The 19,983-nt window shown below is 73.1% G+C and carries 13 protein-coding genes; 9 read left to right on the forward strand and 4 right to left on the reverse strand.

Annotated elements, in window-relative coordinates; translation table 11 throughout:
* Window positions 1-5 precede the first annotated feature (5 nt).
* Window positions 6-638: a response regulator gene (locus NFT33_RS06445; RefSeq protein WP_180692831.1), complete on the reverse strand. Its 633-nt coding sequence runs from the start codon at window positions 636-638 to the stop codon at window positions 6-8.
* Window positions 635-2,140, reverse strand: coding sequence for a sensor histidine kinase (locus tag NFT33_RS06450; RefSeq protein ID WP_251674000.1), 1,506 nt, complete (start codon window positions 2,138-2,140; stop codon window positions 635-637). The genes NFT33_RS06445 and NFT33_RS06450 overlap by 4 nt, the downstream gene beginning before the upstream one ends.
* A gap of 181 nt (window positions 2,141-2,321) precedes the next feature.
* Here NFT33_RS06450 and pqqA point away from each other — a divergent pair, with 181 nt between their 5' ends.
* Genes pqqA through pqqE form a run of 5 tightly spaced genes read left to right on the forward strand, consistent with a single transcriptional unit; the run spans window position 2,322 to window position 5,541 of the window.
* Window positions 2,322-2,414, forward strand: coding sequence for a pyrroloquinoline quinone precursor peptide PqqA (gene pqqA / locus NFT33_RS06455; RefSeq protein ID WP_037476920.1), 93 nt, complete (start codon window positions 2,322-2,324; stop codon window positions 2,412-2,414).
* A gap of 10 nt (window positions 2,415-2,424) precedes the next feature.
* On the forward strand, window positions 2,425-3,339 hold the full coding sequence (gene pqqB / locus NFT33_RS06460) for a pyrroloquinoline quinone biosynthesis protein PqqB (protein WP_251674002.1): 915 nt from the start codon (window positions 2,425-2,427) through the stop codon (window positions 3,337-3,339).
* A gap of 11 nt (window positions 3,340-3,350) precedes the next feature.
* On the forward strand, window positions 3,351-4,130 hold the full coding sequence (gene pqqC, locus NFT33_RS06465; RefSeq protein ID WP_251674004.1) for a pyrroloquinoline-quinone synthase PqqC: 780 nt from the start codon (window positions 3,351-3,353) through the stop codon (window positions 4,128-4,130).
* Entirely contained in the window at window positions 4,127-4,411 is a 285-nt protein-coding gene (pqqD, locus tag NFT33_RS06470; protein WP_251674006.1) for a pyrroloquinoline quinone biosynthesis peptide chaperone PqqD, read from the forward strand. The genes pqqC and pqqD overlap by 4 nt, the downstream gene beginning before the upstream one ends.
* Window positions 4,393-5,541: a pyrroloquinoline quinone biosynthesis protein PqqE gene (pqqE, locus tag NFT33_RS06475; RefSeq protein ID WP_251674008.1), complete on the forward strand. Its 1,149-nt coding sequence runs from the start codon at window positions 4,393-4,395 to the stop codon at window positions 5,539-5,541. Before pqqD ends, pqqE begins: the two co-directional genes overlap by 19 nt.
* Window positions 5,542-5,562: 21 nt before the next feature.
* On the opposite strand, the gene NFT33_RS06480 is transcribed toward pqqE, so the two are convergent.
* Window positions 5,563-7,413, reverse strand: coding sequence for a putative bifunctional diguanylate cyclase/phosphodiesterase (locus NFT33_RS06480; protein ID WP_251674010.1), 1,851 nt, complete (start codon window positions 7,411-7,413; stop codon window positions 5,563-5,565).
* On the reverse strand, window positions 7,410-9,992 hold the full coding sequence (locus tag NFT33_RS06485; protein ID WP_251674013.1) for an ATP-binding protein: 2,583 nt from the start codon (window positions 9,990-9,992) through the stop codon (window positions 7,410-7,412). The genes NFT33_RS06480 and NFT33_RS06485 overlap by 4 nt, the downstream gene beginning before the upstream one ends.
* A 246-nt stretch (window positions 9,993-10,238) precedes the next feature.
* On the opposite strand from NFT33_RS06485, the gene NFT33_RS06490 reads away from it, so the two are divergent.
* The 4 genes from NFT33_RS06490 (at window position 10,239) to NFT33_RS06505 (ending at window position 19,872) form a co-directional block, all read left to right on the forward strand.
* On the forward strand, window positions 10,239-10,682 hold the full coding sequence (locus tag NFT33_RS06490) for a universal stress protein (RefSeq protein ID WP_220784532.1): 444 nt from the start codon (window positions 10,239-10,241) through the stop codon (window positions 10,680-10,682).
* Window positions 10,683-10,756: 74 nt separating this feature from the next.
* Entirely contained in the window at window positions 10,757-16,732 is a 5,976-nt protein-coding gene (locus NFT33_RS06495; RefSeq protein WP_251674017.1) for an alpha-2-macroglobulin family protein, read from the forward strand.
* Between the two features lie 76 nt (window positions 16,733-16,808).
* Complete coding sequence (gene pbpC / locus NFT33_RS06500; RefSeq protein WP_251674020.1) at window positions 16,809-18,932, forward strand: penicillin-binding protein 1C; 2,124 nt, start codon at window positions 16,809-16,811, stop codon at window positions 18,930-18,932.
* Between the two features lie 31 nt (window positions 18,933-18,963).
* Entirely contained in the window at window positions 18,964-19,872 is a 909-nt protein-coding gene (locus NFT33_RS06505; protein ID WP_251674023.1) for a bestrophin family protein, read from the forward strand.
* Window positions 19,873-19,983 lie beyond the last annotated feature (111 nt).

Consider the following 19,983-nt stretch of genomic DNA (forward strand, 5'->3'; position numbering starts at 1 on the left):
GCGCCTCAGGCCTCGATCAGGCCCCAGCGCAGCGCCAGCAGCGTCAGCTCGGCCTGGTTGGCGGCCTCGAGCTTCTGCTTGACGTGATAGAGGTGGGTGCCGATGGTGCTGGCCGACAGCTTCAGGTCGGCCGCGATGTCCTGCACCGAGCGGCCGCGCGCGAGCTGCACGAAGACCTCGAACTCGCGCGAGGACAGCCGCTCGGCCGGATGCGCGCCGCTGCCGTCGATCGCCGCCAGCGCGAGCTGGCGGGCGATGTCGGCATCGAGCCAGCGCCGCCCGGCCGCGACCGCCCGGATCGCCTCCGGCAGATTCTCCGGCGCGCTGCGCTTGGACAGGAAGCCGGTCGCGCCGGCATCGAGCGCCCGGCGTGCATGCGCGCTGTCGTCATGCGCCGACAGCATCAGCAGCCGCAGACCGCCGCGGGCATGCAGACGGCGCAGCACCTCCAGCCCGCCCATGCCGGGCATCGAGATGTCGAGCACCACCACCTCCGGGCGGATCTCGGCGACACGGGCCAGCGCCTGCTCGCCGCTGTCGGCCTCGCCGACGACCTCGATGTCGCCGCTCTCGGCCAGCAGCATGCGAAATCCCATGCGCACCAGCGCATGGTCGTCGACCAGCATCACCCGGATCATCTCGATGTTTCCCGTCCTGCAGCAGTGTCGTCGTGGGTGCGGGCGAGGCTGCCCGGCGGTCGGCTCGACCAGTCGCGCTCCAGCGGCAGCCAGGCCTCGACGCGGGTGCCGCCGCCCTCCGGGCGCTCGCCCAGCGTCAGCCGGCCCTCGAGCGTGGCGACCCGTTCGCGCAGGCCGCGCAGGCCGTAGTGGCCGCGCCGGGCCCAGTCCTCGGGCAGGCCGCGGCCATTGTCGTCGATCGTCAGCCGCAGCGACTGCGGATCGGCCTCGGCGCGCACGCTGATGCGCGAGGCGCCGCTGTGGCGCAGCGCGTTGGTCAGCGCTTCCTGCGCCACCCGGTAGGCCGCGCGGGCCGGCTCGGCCGGCAGCGAGCGGCTCTGTTCCAGGCCGCTGAGCGCCAGATCGATGCCGACATCGTTGAAGCGGCTGCGCGAGGCGTCGGCCAGCTCGGTCAGCGCGTCGGCCAGGCCCAGGTCGTCGAGCGCGGGCGGCGCCAGCCGCGGGATCAGGCCGTGCATCGCCTCGTACAGCCGCGCGGCCTCGTCGGCGATCATGCCGGCGGCCTGGGCGGCGGTGGCGTCGCGCTCGCCCAGCCGGGTGTGAATGGTGCGCGCCAGCGTGCGGATCGCGGTCACCGACTGCGCGAACTCGTCATGCAGCTCGCGGGCGATGGCGCGGCGCTCGGTCTCGGTGTGGGCCTCGAGCCGGCGCGAGAACTCGCGGCTCTCCTCGAGCGTGCGCTCGGCCTCGTAGGCGCGCAGCCGCGCCTGGATCTCGGCCTCGATCGCCTCGGCGAGCTGGTTCACCGCCTGGCCGATCACGCCGACATCGCGGCCGGGCAGGGCGGGCAGCCGCGCGGCGTAGTCGCCCTTTTCCAGCCGGCTCAGCCCGGAAACGATGGTCGGCAGCGGCTTGAGCGCCCGCCCGAGCAGCCAGAACACGCCGATGTTGAGCAGCACCAGCACGGTGGCGCCGGCACCGGCCAGCCGCACGAAGTCGTCCCAGCCGTCGAGAATGGCGCGCGAGGGCTCGGCCTCGACCGTCAGCCGCCCGCCGGGCAGCGCGATGACCTGGCGCTGCAGCGGCGGGGTGACCAGGCCGGTGTACCAGGCGGGCGCGTCCCGGCCCTGCTTGTAGGTCGGCGGCGGCGAGACGAACAGGCTGCGGCCGTCGTCGCTCTCCAGCCGGATGTCGTTGGCGCGCACCCGACCGAGCTGCTGCAGGAAGCCGACCAGCGCCTCCGGCCCGGCATTGGTGTAGATCCAGCCGACGCGCTGCAGCAGCTGGCCGGCGACCCGGTTGGCCGCGACGATCTCCTCGCGCACGCTGCGCCGGGTCGCGTCGATCTGCAGCGCGATCACCGCCGCGACGAACAGCCCCATCAGCGCCGCGACGATCAGGTGGATCTGCCAGCGCAGGCCCAGGCCACGGGGCGCGCGGGTGCGCACCGCGACCGGGCGGGCCTCGTCCTCGTCCATCGCCAGGGAGATCTCGTCGTTCATGTGCGGATTGTGAACACAGCCGGTACCGCGCGGGCAAGCCATCGGCTGTATCTGGCGGTGTCTGTGGCTGCGTCCGCGGCCGGGTGCGTGTCATTCATGAAAATCATGAGGATCGATTCAACGGTCTGGCGACGACAGCCGGGCGGGCGGCCGCGACACTGGCTTCTCCATTCACCCCCCCTTGTTCGAGGAGACTGCGATGACCTGGGAAACCCCTTCCGCCTGCGACTTCCGCTTCGGCTTCGAGATCACGATGTACGTGGCCGCCCGCTGAGGACGCGCCGATGAAACTGCGGGTGCTCGGCTCGGCCGCCGGCGGCGGCTTTCCCCAGTGGAACTGCAACTGCGCGCAATGCTCGGCCGTCCGGTCGGGCTCACCGAGTCACCGCGCCCGCACCCAGTCGTCCGTCGCCGTCGGCGGCCCGGACGACTGGCTGCTGGTCAATGCCTCGCCCGACATCCTGACGCAGCTCCAGCGCAGCCCGGCGCTGCAGCCGGCGCGCGGCGCGCGCGACACCGGCATCGCCGCAGTGCTGCTGTGCGACGGCCAGATCGACCACAGCACGGGCCTGTACATGCTGCGCGAGCGCGGCGAGAAGCTGCCGCTGTGGACAACGCGGCCCGCCTTCGAGGACCTGAGCAAGGGCAACCCGATCCTGCGTGTGCTCGGCCACTACTGCGGCGTCGACTGGCACGAGATCGGGCTGGACGGCCAGTCCTTCGAGATGCCCGGCGTCGCCGACTTGGCGGTCACCGCCTTGCCGCTGGAGAGCAAGCCCGCGCCCTATTCGCCGCACCGCGACTGCCCGGTGCCGGGCGACAACATCGGCCTGACCTTCGAGAACACCGCCACCGGCGGGCGGGTCTTCTACGCGCCGGGCTTGGGCGAGATCACGCCGCCGGTCTGGGAGGCGATGAGCCGGGCCGACGCGGTGCTGGTCGACGGCACCTTCTGGACCGACGACGAGATGATCCGCCTGGGCTTCTCGACCAAGACCGGCCGCAGCATCGGCCACCTGCCGCAGTCGGGCGAGGGCGGCATGCTCGAATGGCTCGGCCGGCTGCCGGCCACGACGCGCAAGCTGCTCATCCACATCAACAACACGAACCCGATCCTCGACGAGGCCTCGCCGGAGCGGCGCGCGGTCGAGGCCGCCGGCGTCGAGGTGACGTTCGACGGGCTGGAGATCGCGTTCTGAGGACTTCCCCCATGAGCACCGCCACCGGCAACCGCTTCGGCACGCCCTTCAACGCGCCGGCCACCTTCCGCCCGCGCGACCCCGACGCCCCGGCCTGGGACCGCGCCGCCTTCGAGGCGCAGCTGCGCGAGCAGGGCCGGAGCTACCACATCCACCACCCGTTCAACGTCATGCTCAACACCGGCAAGGCGAGCCCGGAGCAGATCCGCGGCTGGGTGGCCAACCGCTTCTACTACCAGATCGCCATTCCGGTGAAGGACGCGGCGGTCTTGGCGAACTGCCCGGACCGCGAGGTGCGGCGCGAGTGGATCCAGCGCATCCTGGACCATGACGGCTTCGAGATCGGCGGAGTGAAGGACGAGGGCGGCATCGAGGCCTGGATCCGCCTGGGCCTCGCGGTGGGCCTGACGCGCGAGGAGATCACCGACCTGCGCCATGTCATCCCGGCGGTGCGCTTCGCGGTCGATGCCTATGTCAACTTCGCGCGCCATGCGCCGTGGCAGGAGGCGGTGTGCTCGTCGCTGACCGAGCTGTTCGCGCCGGAGATCCACAAGCAGCGCCTGGCGACCTGGCCGGAGCACTACGGCTGGATCGACGCCGAGGGACTGAGCTATTTCCGCAACCGCGTGAGCCAGGCCCGACGCGACGTCGAGCAGGGCCTGGCGGTCACGCTCGACCATTTCCGCAGCCGCGACCAGCAGGAGCGCGCGCTGGAGATCCTGCGCTTCAAGCTCGACATCCTCTGGGCGATGAACGACGCGATGGCGCAGCGCTACGGGGTGAACGCATGAGTGAGGCGCTGCCGGTCGGCATGGAGGCGGTGCCGCGCATCGGTCGGGGCTTCCGACTGCAATGGGAGGAGGCGCAGGGCTGCCACGTCCTGCTCTACCCCGAAGGCATGGTCAAGCTCAACCGCAGCGCCGGCGAGATCCTGACCCGCTGCACCGGCACGGCCAGCGTCGCCGAGATCGTGGCCGACCTGGAAGCCGCCTTCGGCGCGACCGGCCTGCAGGGCGATGTCGAGCGCTTCCTCGACATGGCGCGCCAGCAACGATGGGTGGAGCTGGCGTGACCTCGCAGCCGACTGCGCCGGTCATCGGCCCGCCGCTGTGGCTGCTGGCGGAGGTGACCTACCGCTGCCCGCTGCACTGCGTGTTCTGCTACAACCCGCTCGACTTCGCGAAGACCGAGCGTGCGGACGAGCTCTCCACCCTGGAGTGGCTGCGCGTGCTGCGCGAGGCGCGCGCGCTGGGCGCGGTGCAGTGCGGCTTCTCCGGCGGCGAGCCTCTGATGCGCGACGATCTGGAGGAGCTGATCGCCGAGGCGCACCGGCTGGGCTACTACACCAACCTGCTCACCTCCGGCGTCGGGCTGACGAAGGAGCGGGCGCAGGCGCTGAAGGCCGCCGGCCTCGACCATGTGCAGCTCAGCTTCCAGGACTCGACCCGCGAGCTGAACGACTTCCTCAGCCACACCAAGACCTTCCAGCTCAAGCAGGAGGTCGGCGAGACCATCAAGGCGCTCGGCTGGCCGATGGTGATGAACGTGGTGATCCACCGCCTCAACATCGACCACATCGACCGCATCATCGCGATGGCGGACGCGCTCGGCGCCGAGTATCTGGAGCTGGCGAACTCGCAGTACTACTCCTGGGCGCACCTGAACCGCGACCACCTGCTGCCCACGGGCGAGCAGATCCGCCGCGCCGAGGCCGTCACCGACGCCTGGCGCGCCAAGGTCGCCGACCGGATGAAGCTGTTCTTCGTCGCGCCCGACTACCACGAGGGCAAGCCGAAGAAGTGCATGAACGGCTGGGGCAATGTCTTCCTGACCGTCACGCCGGACGGCACCGCGCTGCCCTGCCATACCGCGAAGATGCTGCCGGGCCTGGCCTTCCCGAATGTGCGCGAGCACGACGTGCGCCACATCTGGTTCGACAGCGAAGGCTTCAACCGCTACCGCGGCACCGGCTGGATGAAGGGCGCCTGCGTCACCTGCCCGGACAAGGAGAAGGACCTGGGCGGCTGCCGCTGCCAGGCCTTCCTGCTGGCGGGCGATCCGGCCGCGACCGATCCGGTCTGCCCGAAGAGCGCGCACCACGGCGTGGTGCAGGCGGCGGTGGCCGCGGCCGATGCGGGCGAGGTGCCGGCGCGGCCGCTGGTGTTCCGCGATCCGAAGGCCTCGCGTGCGTTGACCGGCTGACCGGTCAAGGCGGGTCGTCGGTCAGGCCGCTGCCAGCGCCTCGACCGTCAGCGGCTCCGGCCGGTGGAAGTGGTAGCCCTGCGCCCACTGCACGCCCAGCTCGGCCAGCAGCCGCGCCACCGGCTCGGACTCGACGAACTCGGCCACCACCGGCTTGTCGAGCTGGCGCGCCATCTCGACCATCGAGCGCACCATCGCGCGGCTGTCGGCGTCCTCGTCCATGTGGCGCACGAACAGGCCGTCGATCTTCAGCGTGTCGAAGGGCAGCTCGCGCAGGTGCGCGAACGAGGCGTAGCCGGAGCCGAAATCGTCGAGCGAGAAGCGGCAGCCGTGCGCGCGCAGCTGCTGCATGAACTGGCGTGCCTGCGCCAGGCTGGCGATCGAGGCGGTCTCGGTGATCTCGAAGCAGAGCTGCTCGGGGCGGACCTGGTGGCGTGCCAGCAGCGTGATGATCTCTTCGGCCAGGCCCGGCTCGCGCAGCGTGACCGCCGACAGGTTCAGCGTCACCTGGTCGATGCGCTGGCGCAGCGCCGGCTCGGCGCCGAGCAGCGCCAGCACATGGCGCAGCATCCAGCGGTCGATCTGGCCGACCAGCTGGAAGCGCTCGGCCGGCGCGATGAAGCGCCCGGGCTCGATCAGCGCGCCGCTGGTGGCGTCGATCAGCCGCACCAGCGCCTCGATGCGCAGCGTGCGCTCTCCCGGCGCCAGCGGCTGCAGGCGCTGGAAGTGGATGCACAGCCGGTCATGGCGCAGCGCGTCCATCAGCGTCAGCGCCCAGCCGGCGTCCTCGTGCGGGCCGCCCTGGGCCAGGCCGCCGGCGCGGTACCAGTGCGGCACGCTGCGGTCGCCGCCCTCGCGCCGCACCCGCAGCGCGGTCTCGTCGGCGCGCTGCATCAGCGCGTCGAAGGAGGGCAGCGCCGGCTCCAGCGGCACGATCGCCAGCGTGGCCTGCAGCCGGAAGTCCTGGCCGTTCCAGCAGAACAGGAAGCGTTCGATCGCGGCCAGGATCAGCCGTGCCAGCCCGGCGCCGGCATCGCCGCCGTGGTCCTCGGCCAGCAGCGCGAACTGGTCGGCACCGAGCCGGGCCAGGAAGTCCTCGCGCCCGACCCGCCCGGCGAGCAGGTCGGCGAACTGGCGCAGCAGCTCGTCGCCGGCGATGCAGCCGCAGCTGTCGTTGACCCGGCGGAACTGGTCGATGTCGATCAGCATCAGCACCGGGCCGTTCGCCAGTCCGTGTGCTGGCGGCGGGCCGGCCTCGAGCTGCAGCCGGGCCAGCCGCTCCGACACCTGCGCGTCCAGCGCCTGGCGGTTGTGCAGCCGGGTGACGAAGTCATGGCTGGCCAGATAGTTCAGCCGGTCCTGCATGTAGCGGCGCTCGCGCACCTCCTGGCGCAGCTGCAGGTTGGTGCGGGTCAGCTCCGCGGTGCGCTCGCGCACCCGATCCTCGAGTTCGCGGTTGAGCCGGCGCAGCGACTGCAGCAGGCCGCGGCGCTCGAGCTGGTGGTGTACCCGGGCGCGCACCTCGCCGGCCACGATCGGCTTGGTGATGTAGTCGGCGCCGCCCGCGGCGAAGCCGGTGGCCACGTCGTCGCTGCGGGCGGTCACGAAGATGACCGGAATGTCCGCGGTGGCCGGATCGGCCTTGAGCCGGCGGCAGGTCTCGAAGCCGTCGATGCCCGGCGGCATCATCACGTCGAGCAGGATCAGGTCCGGGTGCAGGCGGCCGGCCAGCTCGAGCGCGCGCTCGCCGCTGGTGGCGGCCAGCAGGTCGGCCTCGAAGACGGACAGCGTGTCCTCGAGCAGCGCGATGTTCTGCGGCGTGTCGTCGACCAGGAGGATCTTCGGCGGGGCGTGGTCGGAGGCGGTGGTCATGGCGTATTCGGGTCCTGCGGTGCGGTGCTGCTGGCGCCGAGCTGCAGCAGGGTCTCGATCTGGCGGGCCAGATCGTCGAAGGCGTAGTCCTGGGCGGCGCGGCGCAGGCGCTCGCGGGTGGCGGCGGGCAGCCGGGCGGCGGCGTCGATCCGGTCGAGCTCGCGGCGCACCGCGCGCATCTGGCCGTCGAGCGCGGCCTGGCGCAGCGCCTCGAGCATGGCGAGCGCATCGGCATCGAGGGCGGCTGCCGGCGCGGGCGGGCAGGGCGCCGGGATCGGTGCGGGGGCGTGGTTTTCCGGCGCGAGCCCGGACTCGGGCTCAGGCGACGCCGCGATGAAGCGGGCGCCGGCATGCTGCGCCAGCATCCGGTGGATCTCCTCGAAGGCATAGGGCTTGCCGACGAAGTCGCTGAAGCCCTGCTCGATGTAGTGGCGCCGCTCATGCTCGAGGCTGGAGGCCGAGACCGCCACCACCGGCGGCGTCGGCTGCTGCAGCGTCGCCGCACTCGCATGCAGCTGCGCAAGCATGCGCAGGCCGTCGAGCACCGGCATGCGGATGTCGGTGAAGACGATGTCGGGCTGCGCCTGGCGGATCAGCCTCAGGCCCTGCAGCCCGTCATGCGCCACCTCGACCCGGCAGCCCAGGCGCTCGAGCAGATGCACCAGGATGTCGCGGCTGTGCTCGTCGTCCTCGACCACCACCGCATGCACCGGCGTGGCGGGATCGAGCCGCTCATGGCCGGGCAGGATGCCGGCGGGCACCGGCGAGGCGGCCACCTCGCCGGCCTGCCGGGGCAGCGGCAGGCTCAGCCGGGCCCGGGTGCCCTGGCCGGGCTGGCTGTCGATCTCCAGCCTGCCGCCCATCGCCACCGCCATGTGGCGCGCCAGCACCAGGCCCAGCCCGGTGCCGCCCTTGTCGATGCCGGCCCGGCCCTGGCGGAAGGGCGCGAACAGCTGCGCCAGCTCCTCGGGTGCGATGCCGGGGCCGCTGTCGCTCACGCGGATCTGCACCTGAGCGCCTTCGCGGCGCACGTCGAGCCCGATGCGGCCCTGCTCGGTGAACTTGACCGCATTGCCCAGCAGGTTCATGACGATCTGGCCGATCTTGCTGCGGTCGCCCCGCACCGGCTCGTGCGCATCCAGGTCGATGCGGCAGTCCAGCGGCAGGCCGCGCGCGCCGGCGCGCTCGGCGAACAGCCGGGCGATCTCGTCGATCTCCTGGCGCAGGTCGAAGGTCGCGGGATGCAGCTGCAGGCCGCCGGCCTCGATCTTCGAGAGGTCGAGCACATCGTTGATCAGCCGCAGCAGCCGCTGGCCAGCCTGGTGCGCCTGCCGGCTGGCCTGGCGCAGATCGTCCTCGAGGCGGCGGCGCTCGTCGACTTCGGCGGCGAGCTGGCGGTTGCTCGCCTCCAGCGCGGCGGTGCGCCGAGCCACCAGTCGCTCGAGGTCGTCATGCGCGGCCTGCAGCTCGGTCATGCGGCGCTGGCGGCTGCGCAGCAGCGCGCCCAGCAGACCGGAGAACACCAGCCCGCAGGCCAGCACCGACAGCACCAGCACATCGGGCTGCCAGGCCCGGCCGGCCCAGCCCGGGCGGGCCAGCAGCTGCCACTCCCGGCCGCCGAGCTGCAGCGACTGCACCGAGTGCGGCCCGCTGCGCATGCCGGCCAGCAGCGCCTGCGCCTCTTCGCCGCTGTAGGCACGCACCAGCCGGCTGTCGTCGAGCCGCACCAGCACCGGCGCCTCCTGGAGCGGGTCGAGCAGCAGCATCTCGGTGCCGTCGATGCCGGCCTGCGCCTGCACATGCTGCAGCATCCAGCCCAGGTCCAGCGTGGCCGAGACCAGGCCGCGGGTGCGCTCGGGCCGATGGCCCTCGGCCAGGGTCCAGGCCCGGTCCATCACCGGGGTGTAGAGCACGCTGGCGCAGGCCTCGCTGGCGGTGCGGCTCAGCGAGGAGAAGGGCGGCGAGGCGACGACCCGACCGCTGGCCCGCGCCTGATGCAGCGCCGGCGCCCGGACCGGATCGACGCCCTCGTCGATGCCCTCCAGCGCCTCCAGGCCCGAGGCCGGCACGGTGTCGGCCACCGGGAAATGCTCGGCGCGGCGCGCCGCCGGTCGCACCAGCCCGTCGGCATCGAGCTGGCGGATCGACTGGCCGTCCAGCCCGTCGCGGTGTTCCTCGAAGGCGTTGCGCTGCGTCTGCGTCACCCGCGGCAGCCAGGAGAACAGCCGGATCCACGGGCTCTCGCGCAGGATGGTCTCGCCGGCGATCTCCAGCTCGTCCCGGCCGAGATCGATGCGGTAGTGCAGGTCGCGCAGCCGCTCCAGGTCGCGCTGGGCCATCTCCAGATGATCCTGCAGCGAGATCGACAGCACCCGGGTGTGGCCGGCGAAGTCGGCCATGCGGGTGCGGTGCTGCAGATGGCTGGTGACAAGCGCAGCCACCAGGGTCAGTCCCAGCCCGAGTCCCTGCAGCGCCAGTGCCTGCGCCGCCAGCCGCCGGGGAGCGCGCCAGCGGCCGGTCGCGGAGGCGCCGGACAGCTCGGGCAGCTCGAGCGGGGCAGGGGAGACAGGCAGCGACATTGGAGAATCTGAAAAAGATGGAGCCTAGCGCAAACCCGCGGGCCTGCCATGAAATCGCAACAATCTCGGCTGCCATGTCGTGATTGACGGACTTCTGGTACAAAAAGGTACCGGAATGGTGTGGCGACATGCCGCCGGATTCCGTGCGGATTCCGGCGTGCGCGCAGGTTTTCTTGATGTCCATCAAGACCGGGTGGCGGGCAAACCCTAGAGTGGAACCGTTGCAACCCGATCCGCAGATTCACCATGTTCAAGCACATCTTTGTCCCGGTCGACGGCTCCGAACTCTCCGTGCGTGCGATGGATGCCAGCCTGGAGCTGGCGCTGAAGCTGGGCGCGCGCGTGACCGGCTTCGTCTGCGAGCCCGACATCCCGCTGTCTGCGGTCAATGCCAGCCCGACCACCTTCGCGCGCAAGATCGAGGCGCATGAGGCCCGCACCGAAGCCCACGCCCATGCGGTGCTCGACAGCTTTGCCCAGCGTGCCCGCGAATGCGGCGTGCCCTTCGAGAGCGAGTACCGCCGCAGCGACCAGACCGACGCGACCATTGCCGAGGTCGCCGACATGGTCCAGGCCGACCTGATCCTGATGGTCACCCATGGTCGCGGCCTGTTCGGCGAGATGCTCTTCGGTTCGCACACCAAGAACGTGATGTCGCGCACCAAGGTGGCGATGCTGGTCCTGCACTGAGGTTCGCGGGGCGGCTGCCTCCGGACCTAGACTGCACGACACGGGGCGACGGCCCGGCGCGCAGGAGGAATCGGGTGGACGGACAGCGACAAGAGACAGGGCGGCCCGGCGGCCGGCGGTGGCGCGGGCGGCTCGGTGGCGTGCTGATGGCGGCGCTGGCCGCGGCCGCCGGGTCGGCCTGGGGCGCGCGGGTGGTGTCGGCGGTGCCGAGCGGCGAGGTGTCGGAGGCGGCGCAGATCCGCCTGCGCTTCGACACGGCGGTGGTGCCTTTCGGGTCGCCGGCGCTGCCGGATCCGGCGGTGCTGGCCTGCGACGGGCTGGGCGGCAAGGCGCCGGCCGGCAGCCGGCGCTGGATCAGCGACCGCGAGTGGGCCTGGGACCTGGACCGCACGCTGCCGCCGGGCGTGGCCTGCCGCCTCGCGATCGCGCCGGGCTGGAAGCCGCTGAACGGCCCGCTCGACGGGCCGCGCGAGTTCCGCTTCACATCCGGCGGGCCGGTGGTCGAGTCGGTCGAGCCGTACGAAGGCTCGTCGATCGAGGAGGACCAGCACTGGCTGCTGCGCCTGAACGGCCCGGCGGTGCCCGACACGGTGCAGCGCAACGCCTGGTGCGAGGTGCAGGGCATCGGCGAGCGCGTGCCGGTCAGCCTCGTCGAGGGCGCGCCGCGGGCGGCGCTGCTGAAGCTGCACGAGATCGCCGCGGCCGACGCCGCGCGGGTGCTGGTGCTGACCTGCCAGCGCCCGCTGCCGCCGGCCGCCGGCGTGCGGCTGGTCTGGGGGCCGGGCATCGCGGCGGCGAACAACCCGGCGGTGCTGACGCGCCAGCCGCAGCGCTTCGCCTGGGAGGTGCGCGAGCGCTTCACCGCCGAATTCACCTGCGAGCGCGAGCGCGCCGAGGCGCCGTGCATTCCGCTGCGGCCCCTGACGCTGCGCTTCAGCGAAGCGGTGCCGCGTGCGCAGCTGGCGCAGATCCGCCTGCAGCCGGTCGGCGGCGGCAGCGCGGTGGCGCCGAAGTTCGCGGCCGGCAACACCGAGCCGGCGCTGTCGGAACTGACCTTCCCGGGGCCGCTGGCCGAGAACGCGCGCTACACGATCGTGCTGCCCAGGGACCTGCGCGACGAGTCGGGGCGGGCGCTGGCGAATGCGTCGGTGTTTCCGCTCGCGGTGGCGACCGGCGGCATGCCGCCGCTGGCCAAGTTCGCCGCGGCGCCGTTCGGCGTGCTGGAACAGGGCCCGGGGCCGGACGAGCCGGGGCTGCTGCCGATCACGCTGCGCCATGTGCAGGACGGCGGCGGGCCGCCGCCGCGCGCGCGCGTCAGCGTCAAGTGGCTCGGCGCGGCAACGCCGGACCGCGAGCTGCTGCAGTGGTACGCTCGGGTCAATCGCCATCACGAGAGCAGCGTCACCGCCCGGGAGGCCGGCCTGCCGCCGAAGGACTGGACCGTCACCGAGACGGTCACCGGCGACGACGGCCGGCCGCGCCGCGTCACGCGCGACCGTGTCGTCGGCACGCGCGAGCTGTCGCTGCTGGCCAGGGAAGAGGGCGTCGAGCGCGCCGATCTGCCGGCACCGTCGCCCGAGACGGCGAAAACGCCGGGTGCGACGGAGGTCATCGGCCTGCCGCTCAAGCGCTCGGGCTACCACCTCGTCGAGGTGTCGTCGCGCGTGCTCGGGCGCGCGCTGCTCGACCGCGAGGCGCCGATGTACGTGCGCACCGGCGTGCTGGTGACGCCGATCGGCGTGCATTTCAAGCGCGGTCGCAGCGACAGCCTGGTCTGGGTGACGACGCTGGACCGTGCGCAGCCGGTGGCCGGCGCCGATGTTGCCGTCAACGACTGCCGCGGCGTGACGCTGTGGTCGGGCCGCACCGACGCGCAGGGGCTGGCGCGCATTCCGCGCGGCTTCGACGAGAGCGGTTCGCTCAGCGACTGCATCAGCCACGACGGCCTGTTCGTCACCGCGCGCGGCCCGGCGCGTGCCGACGGCAGCCGCGACCTGGCCTTCGTCTTCGGCGACTGGAGCCGCGGCATCGAGTCGTGGCGCTTCGGCCAGCCGACCGCACGCGGCTCGCTCGACGATGCCGACACGGTGCGCGCGCACACGGTGTTCGACCGCACGCTGCTGCGCGTCGGCGAGACGGTGTCGATGCGCCATCATCTGCGCCGCGAGAGTGCCCGGGGGCTGGCGGCGCTGGCCGCGGCGGCGCAGCCCGACCAGGTCGACATCACCCACCAGGCCAGCGGCGACGTGACCACGCTGCCGTATCGCGCGGCGATGGCCTGGACGATTCCGCCGAACGCCAGGCAGGGCATGTACGACGTGACGCTCAGACACCGCAGCGGCGCGGCGTGGTCGTCGGGGCAGTTCCGCGTCGAGGCGTTCAAGGTGCCGCTGGTCGACGCGCGGCTGCAGGCGCCGGCCGGGCCGCAGGTCGCGCCGCGCGAGCTGAGCTTCGGCGTGCAGCTCAGCCACCTGTCGGGCGGCGGGCTGGCGACGGCGGCGTCGCTCAACGCGCTGCTGCGCCCGGCCTGGGTGCGGTTTCCGGACTACGAGGACTACAGCTTCACGCCGCCGTCCGAGCGCGGCGCGGACGCGGGCGTCGCCGGCGGCGAGTCGCCCGACCGCGTGCGCGAGCAGCTGCTGGCCGACCGCCAGGCGCTGCGCACCGACGCGCAGGGCGCGGCGACCGCCAAGGTGGCGCTACCCGACGCGGTGCGGGCGCTGAAGGTGCCGGCCGAGCTGGTTGCCGAGATCAGCTTCGACGACCCGAACGGCGAGCGCCAGACGGTCGGCCGCAGCGTGACGCTGTGGCCGTCGGCGGTGGTGGTCGGCATCCGCGCACGCAGCTGGCTGGCGCAGGGCGGCCGGGTGCCGGTGCAGATGGTCGTGCTCGACACCGCCGGCAAGCCGCAGGCCGGCCAGGCGGTGGAGCTGCGCGGCGAGCAGCGCACCCAGACGGCGACGCGCCAGAAGATCGTCGGCGGCTTCTACGCCTATGACGCGCAGGAGCAGGTCCGCGACCTCGGCCGGCTGTGCAGCGGCAAGACCGACGCACGCGGCCTGCTGACCTGCGACCTCGACCTGGCGGCGTCGGGCGAGGTGCGCCTGATCGCGCAGACCACCGACGGCGGCGGCCGGCGCAGCGCCGCCAGCAGCTCGGTGTGGGTCAGCCGCGGCGGCGAACTCTGGTTCGACCAGGACAACGACGACCGCATCGACCTGCTGCCCGAGCGGCGCGACCTGCGCCCCGGCGAGACCGCGCGGCTGCAGGTGCGCATGCCCTTCCGCGAGGCCACCGTGCTGGTGACGGTCGAGCGCGAGGGCATTCTCGACGCCCGCGTCGTCACGCTGCGCGGCAGCGATCCGGTCATCGAGGTGCCGATCCCGAAGCGCGCCGCCGGCGCCGACGCAGCCGAGGCGGCGAGCTGGGCGCCCAACGTCTACATCAGCGCGCTGGTGCTGCGCGGGCGGGTGCGGCAGGTGCCGTGGTACTCGTTCTTCGACTGGGGCTGGCGCTCGCCGCGGCTGTGGTGGAACGCCTGGCGCCAGGAGGGGCCGGAGTGGACCGCGCCGACCGCGCTGGTCGATCTGGCCAAGCCGGCGTTCAAGCTCGGCGTGGCGGCGCTGCGCATCGGCCTGGACGACCACCGGCTGACCGTGAAGGTCGAGCCAGAGAAACCCCAGTACGGCGTGCGCCAGACCGCGCGCACCGGCGTGCAGGTGCTGCTGCCCGACGGCCGGCCGCTGGCCGGCGGCACGGTGTCGTTCGCGGCGGTCGACGAGGGGCTGCTGGCGCTGATGGACAACGACTCCTGGGATCTGCTCGGCGCGATGTTCCCGCCGCGCGCCTGGGGCGTCGAGACGTCGACGGCGCAGAACGAGATCGTCGGCCGGCGCCACTACGGCCGCAAGGCGCTGGCGCCGGGCGGCAGCGGCGGGCGCAACCCGACGCGCGAGCTGTTCGACACGCTGCTGCTGTGGCGCCCGGACGTGCAGCTCGACCCGCAGGGCCGCGCGACGCTGGAGGTGCCGCTGAACGACTCGCTGAGCGCCTTCCGCCTCGTCGCGGTGGCCGCCGGCGGTGGTGCGCAGCTCGACCGCTTCGGCAGCGGCGCGGCGACGATCCGCGTCACGCAGGACCTGCAGATGCTGTCGGGGCTGCCGACGCTGGTGCGCGAGGGCGACCGCTTCGAGGCGCTCTGGACACTGCGCAACACGACGGCGCGCGCGATGACGGTCAAGGCGACGCTGGGCGGGCCGCTGACGCTGCCGGCGCAGCAGGTGGCGATACCGGCCGGCGGCGCGGCCGAGCTGCGCTGGCCGGTCAGCGTGCCGGCGGGCGTGACGACGCTGGCCTGGACCGGCACGGCCGAGGAGGTCGGCGCCGCGGCCGGACAGGGCGCGCGCGACCGCATCCAGGTGACGCAGCAGGTCGAGCCGGCCGTGCCGGTGCGCGTGATGCAGGCGACGATCCGGCAGATGGACGCCGCCGGCACGCTCGCCTGGCCGGTGGCGCCGCCGGCCGACGCGCTGCCCGGCGTCGGCGGCGTGCAGGTGACGCTCAGGCCGACGCTGGCCGGTGCGCTGCCGGGCCTCCGGCGCTGGTTCGAGGTCTACCCGTACAGCTGTCTGGAGCAGCGCGCCTCGCGCGCGATCGGCCTGGGCGACGTGGCGCGCTGGAGCGCGCTGATGAACGAGCTGCCGACCTACCTCGACCGCGACGGCCTGGCGCACTACTTCCCGCCGCGCGACGCCGAGGCCGGCGGCGGCAGCGACGTGCTGACCGCCTATGTGCTGGCGGCGTCGCAGGCGGCGGGCTGGACGATTCCCGACGGCCCGCGCGAGGCCATGCTCGGCGGTCTGACCGCCTTCGTCGAGGGCCGGCTGGCGCGGCGCATCCCGTCGCCGCGCGGCGGCAGCGACAGCCTGGAGCGCGACGTGCGCAAGCTCGCCGCGATCGAGGCGCTGTCGCGCCACGGCCGTGCCGATGCCCGGCTGCTCGGCTCGCTGGAGATCGCGCCGCAGCAGTGGCCGACCGCGGCGCTGCTGGACTGGCTGGCGATCCTGCGCCGCGTCGACGGCGTGCCCAACCGCGCCGAGCGGCTCGACGAGGCGCGCCGGCTGCTGCAGGCGCGGCGGGTGGCCGGCGGCACGACGCTGCGCTTCGCCGACGAGGCCGGCGACGGCTGGTGGTGGCTGATGGCCGGGGCCGACGCCAACGCGGCGCGGCTGCTGCTGACGGCGGTGGAGGACGGCGCGCCGTGGCGCGACGACCTGTCGCGCCTCGTCACCGGGCTGATGGCGCGGCTCGACGCGCAGCGCGGCGGCGCCTTCGCGACGACGACCGCCAACGTCTGGACCGTGCTGGCGCTGCAGCGCTTCTCGGCGGTGAACGAGTCGGTGCCGGTGACCGGGCGGACGCGCGCGACGCTCGGCGCGACGACGCGCGAACTCGACTGGTCGCGCCAGGGCGATGGCGGCGTGCTGGCGCTGCCGTGGGCGGCTCCGGTGCCGGCCGCGGCCTCGTCGCCGGCGGCGCTGTCGGTGGCGCAGCAGGGCAGCGGGCGGCCGTGGGTGGCGCTGCAGAGCCTGGCCGCGGTGCCGCTGAAGGCGCCGCTGGCAGCCGGCTACCGCATCGAGCGCACCGTCAAGGCGGTCGAGCAGCAGACCGCCGGGCGCTGGAGCCGCGGCGACGTGCTGCGCGTGCAGCTGCAGATCAGCGCGACGACCGACCTGGGCTGGGTCGTCGTCAGCGATCCGGTGCCGCCCGGCGCGGTGGTGCTCGGCGGCGGGCTGGGCCGTGATTCGCAGATCGCCACGCGTGACGAGCGGCAGGAGGGTTCTGCCTGGAAGGTCCACGAGGAGCGGCTGCCGTCGGCCTGGCGGGCCTACTACGCTTGGTTGCCGCGCGGCACGCACACGGTCGAGTACACGCTGCGGCTCAACACCGCCGGCCGCTTCCAGCTGCCGCCGGCGCGGGTCGAGGCGATGTACGCGCCGGAGAACTTCGGCGAGGCCCCGGTCGGGGCGTTCGAGGTGGTCACGCCCTGATCGGCAGGAAACCATGGTGGTCTCGCAAGGCTGGCGACGAAGGCGGTGGCGTGGGTGGATCCCCGCTTTCGCGGGCATGACGGTGTGGGGGGCGAGTTCGGTGGCGCTGGCGCTGCCGTTGCCGACCCATCCGGAAGTCCGCGCCGCGCACCGTCCCTCCGACCTGATCCTGCTCGATCGCCACGGCGAGCCGATCCAGACGATCCGCGTCGATCCGACCGCCCGTCGCCAGCCCTGGGTCGCGCTGTCCGACTTCTCGCCCGCGCTGCGCACGTCGATCGTGCTGGCCGAGGACCACCGCTTCCACGCCCACACCGGCGTCGACTGGGCGGGGCTGGCGCGCAGCACCTGGGCCAATCTGTCGGGCAGCGGCGCCACGCAGGGCGCCTCCACGATCACGATGCAGCTGGCCGGCCTGGTCGACGGCGACCTGGCGCGCCCGGCCGGCGGGCGCAGCGTCGCGGGCAAGCTCGGGCAGATCGCCGCGGCGCGGCAGATCGAGGCGCGCTGGTCGAAGGCGCAGATCCTGGAGGCCTATCTGAACCGCGTGCCGATGCGCGGCGAGCTGGTCGGCGTGCCGGCGGCGTCGCAGGTGCTGCTGGGCAAGCTGCCCAGCGGGCTGGACGCGGCCGAGGCGGCGATCCTGGCGGCACTGGTGCGCGGGCCGAACGCGCCGCGCGAGGTGGTGGTGCGGCGAGCGTGTGCGCTGCTGACGGTGCAGCGGATCGACTGCGCGACGCTGGGGCCGGCTGCGGCCCGTGCGCTGGGGGCCGGCGCCACCGCACGCACGCCGCAGCCGGCACCACCGAGCGATGCGCCGCACTACGCCCGGCAGGCGCTGCGGGCCTGGCAGGCGCTGCCGGCGCCGCGCCCGGCCACCTGGCGCACGACGCTGGACGCACCGATCCAGCGCCTGGCGGTGCACACGCTGCGGCGCCAGCTCGCCGAGCTGAGCCTGCGCCATGTCGAGGACGGTGCGGTCGTCGTGCTCGACAACGCCACCGGCGAGGTGATCGCCTGGGTCGGCTCGTCGGGCGCGGCGCTGTCGGACGCGGCGGCGGTGGACATGGCGCTGGCGCGGCGCCAGCCGGGCTCGACGCTCAAGCCCTTCGTCTACGCGATGGCCTTCGAGCGCCGCCTGATCACCCCGGCCAGCCTGCTCGAGGACGCGCCGACGCAGCTGATGGCCGGCGGCGGCGTCTACGCGCCGCAGAACTACGACCGCGACTTCCACGGCTGGGTCAGCGCGCGCGTGGCGCTGGCGTCGAGCCTGAACATCCCGGCGGTGCGCCTGGGCGTGATGCTGACGCCCGACGACCTGTTCGAGCGGCTCAATGCCTGGGGGCTGGGTCTGAGCCACAGCGGCGGCTTCCACGGCGCGGCGCTGGCGCTCGGCAGCGCCGAGACGACGCTGGCGGCGCTGACGAACGCCTACCGCGGACTGGCCAACGGCGGCCGGATCGGGCCGGGGCGGCAGGTCGGCAGCGCCGCGGCGGCCTGGCTGGTCGGCGACATCCTGTCGGACAACGCGGCGCGCGCGGTCACCTTCGGGCTGGACAGTCCCCTGGTGACGCGCGGCTTCGCGGCGGTCAAGACCGGAACCAGCAAGGATCTGCGCGACAACTGGTGCGTCGGCTGGACCGACCGCTACACGGTCGGCGTCTGGGTCGGCAACGCCGGCGGCGAGCCGATGCAGGCCGTCAGCGGCACGACCGGCGCCGCGCCGGTCTGGCGTGCGCTGGTGCAGGCCCTGCACGAGCGCGACGGGCGGCCGTCACGCGCGCCGCCCTTGCCGCCGGGCCTGGTGCGCCAGCTCGTCGACGGTGACGCCCGGCCGGCGCGCGATGAATTCTTCATCGCCGGCACCGAGCAGGCCGAGATTCGCCGTGGCGATCACACCCGTGACGGCGCCGCCCACCGTGGCATCGCCAGCCCGAAGCCGGGTGCGCTCTACGCGCTCGATCCGGACATGCCGCCGAAGGTGCAGCGCATCGTCTTCCAGGGCGAGCCGGGCACCTGGTGGCTCGACGGCCGCCGGATCGGGCAGGGTGCGCGGCTGGCCTGGGCGCCGTGGCCGGGGCGGCACCAGCTGGAGCTGCGGCTGCCGGGCGGGCGCGTCGACTCGGTGCGCTTCGAGGTGCGCGGCGCGACCCCGCGCGATGCGGTGTCATCGGTGCCGCGGCAGGGGCCGCCTCAATAGACGGTCGCGCCTTGCCCGATACTGCGGCCGCATGATCGTTCGCCCTCGTCCTCACTGGCTGCGCATGCTGTTCGTCGTGCGCGGCTCGATCCTGCACCGCATCACGCCGCAGCTGCTGTGCATCCTGCTGCTGTCGGTGCTGGTGGTGGTCTTCCATGGCCAGCTGCTGCATCACAAGATCACGCTGACGGCGGTGCCGTTCTCGCTGGTCGGCGTCGCGCTGGCGATCTTCCTGGGCTTTCGCAACAGCGCCAGCTATGACCGCTACTGGGAGGCGCGCAAGCTCTGGGGCCGGCTGCTGACCGATGCCCGCAGCGCCGCGCGCCTGGCGGTGACGATGACCGATGCCGCCACCGCGCGGCCCTTCGTGCTGGGCCTGGCCGCCTTCGTGCATGCGGCGCGCCACCAGTTCCGGGGCCGCAGCGGCGAGGACGATCTGCGCCGGCTGCTGCCGGCCGATGTCGCCGACGAGGTGCTGTCGCGGCGCTTCGTCGCGATGGCGGTGCTGCTGTGGCTGTCGCGCTGGGTGCGCGAGCAGCGTGACGCCGGCCGGCTCGATTCGGTGCTGGCGATGCAGATCGACCAGAGCCTGACCGGCCTGAACGATGCCTACGGCGGCTGCGAGCGCATCGCCTACACGCCGCTGCCCTTCACCTACTCCGTGATCCTGCACCGCACCGTCTACCTCTACTGCCTGATGCTGCCCTTCGGGCTGCTGGACTCGATCGGGGTGATGACGCCGCTGATGGTGACCTTCGTCGCCTACACCTTCTTCGCGATCGAGGCGCTGGGCGACGAGATCGAGGAGCCCTTCGGCACCTCGCCCAACGACCTGGCGCTGGACGCGATGAGCGTCAACATCGAGGCCTCGGTGCGCGAACTGCTCGGCGACCGCGATCTGCCGGCGCCGCTGCGGCCGGTCGACTGCGTGCTGACCTGAATCCCGGCTGGATCCGTCCATCTCCGACTTCCGTCACGGCAATTTTCCGCTGCCCCGAAACGAGGGGTTTCCGGTGCGGGAAAGTCCGGATAAGGTGCAGCCCATATCGTT

It is taken from the genome of Sphaerotilus sp. FB-3, from assembly GCF_023706025.1.
Taxonomy (GTDB): domain Bacteria; phylum Pseudomonadota; class Gammaproteobacteria; order Burkholderiales; family Burkholderiaceae_C; genus Sphaerotilus; species Sphaerotilus sulfidivorans.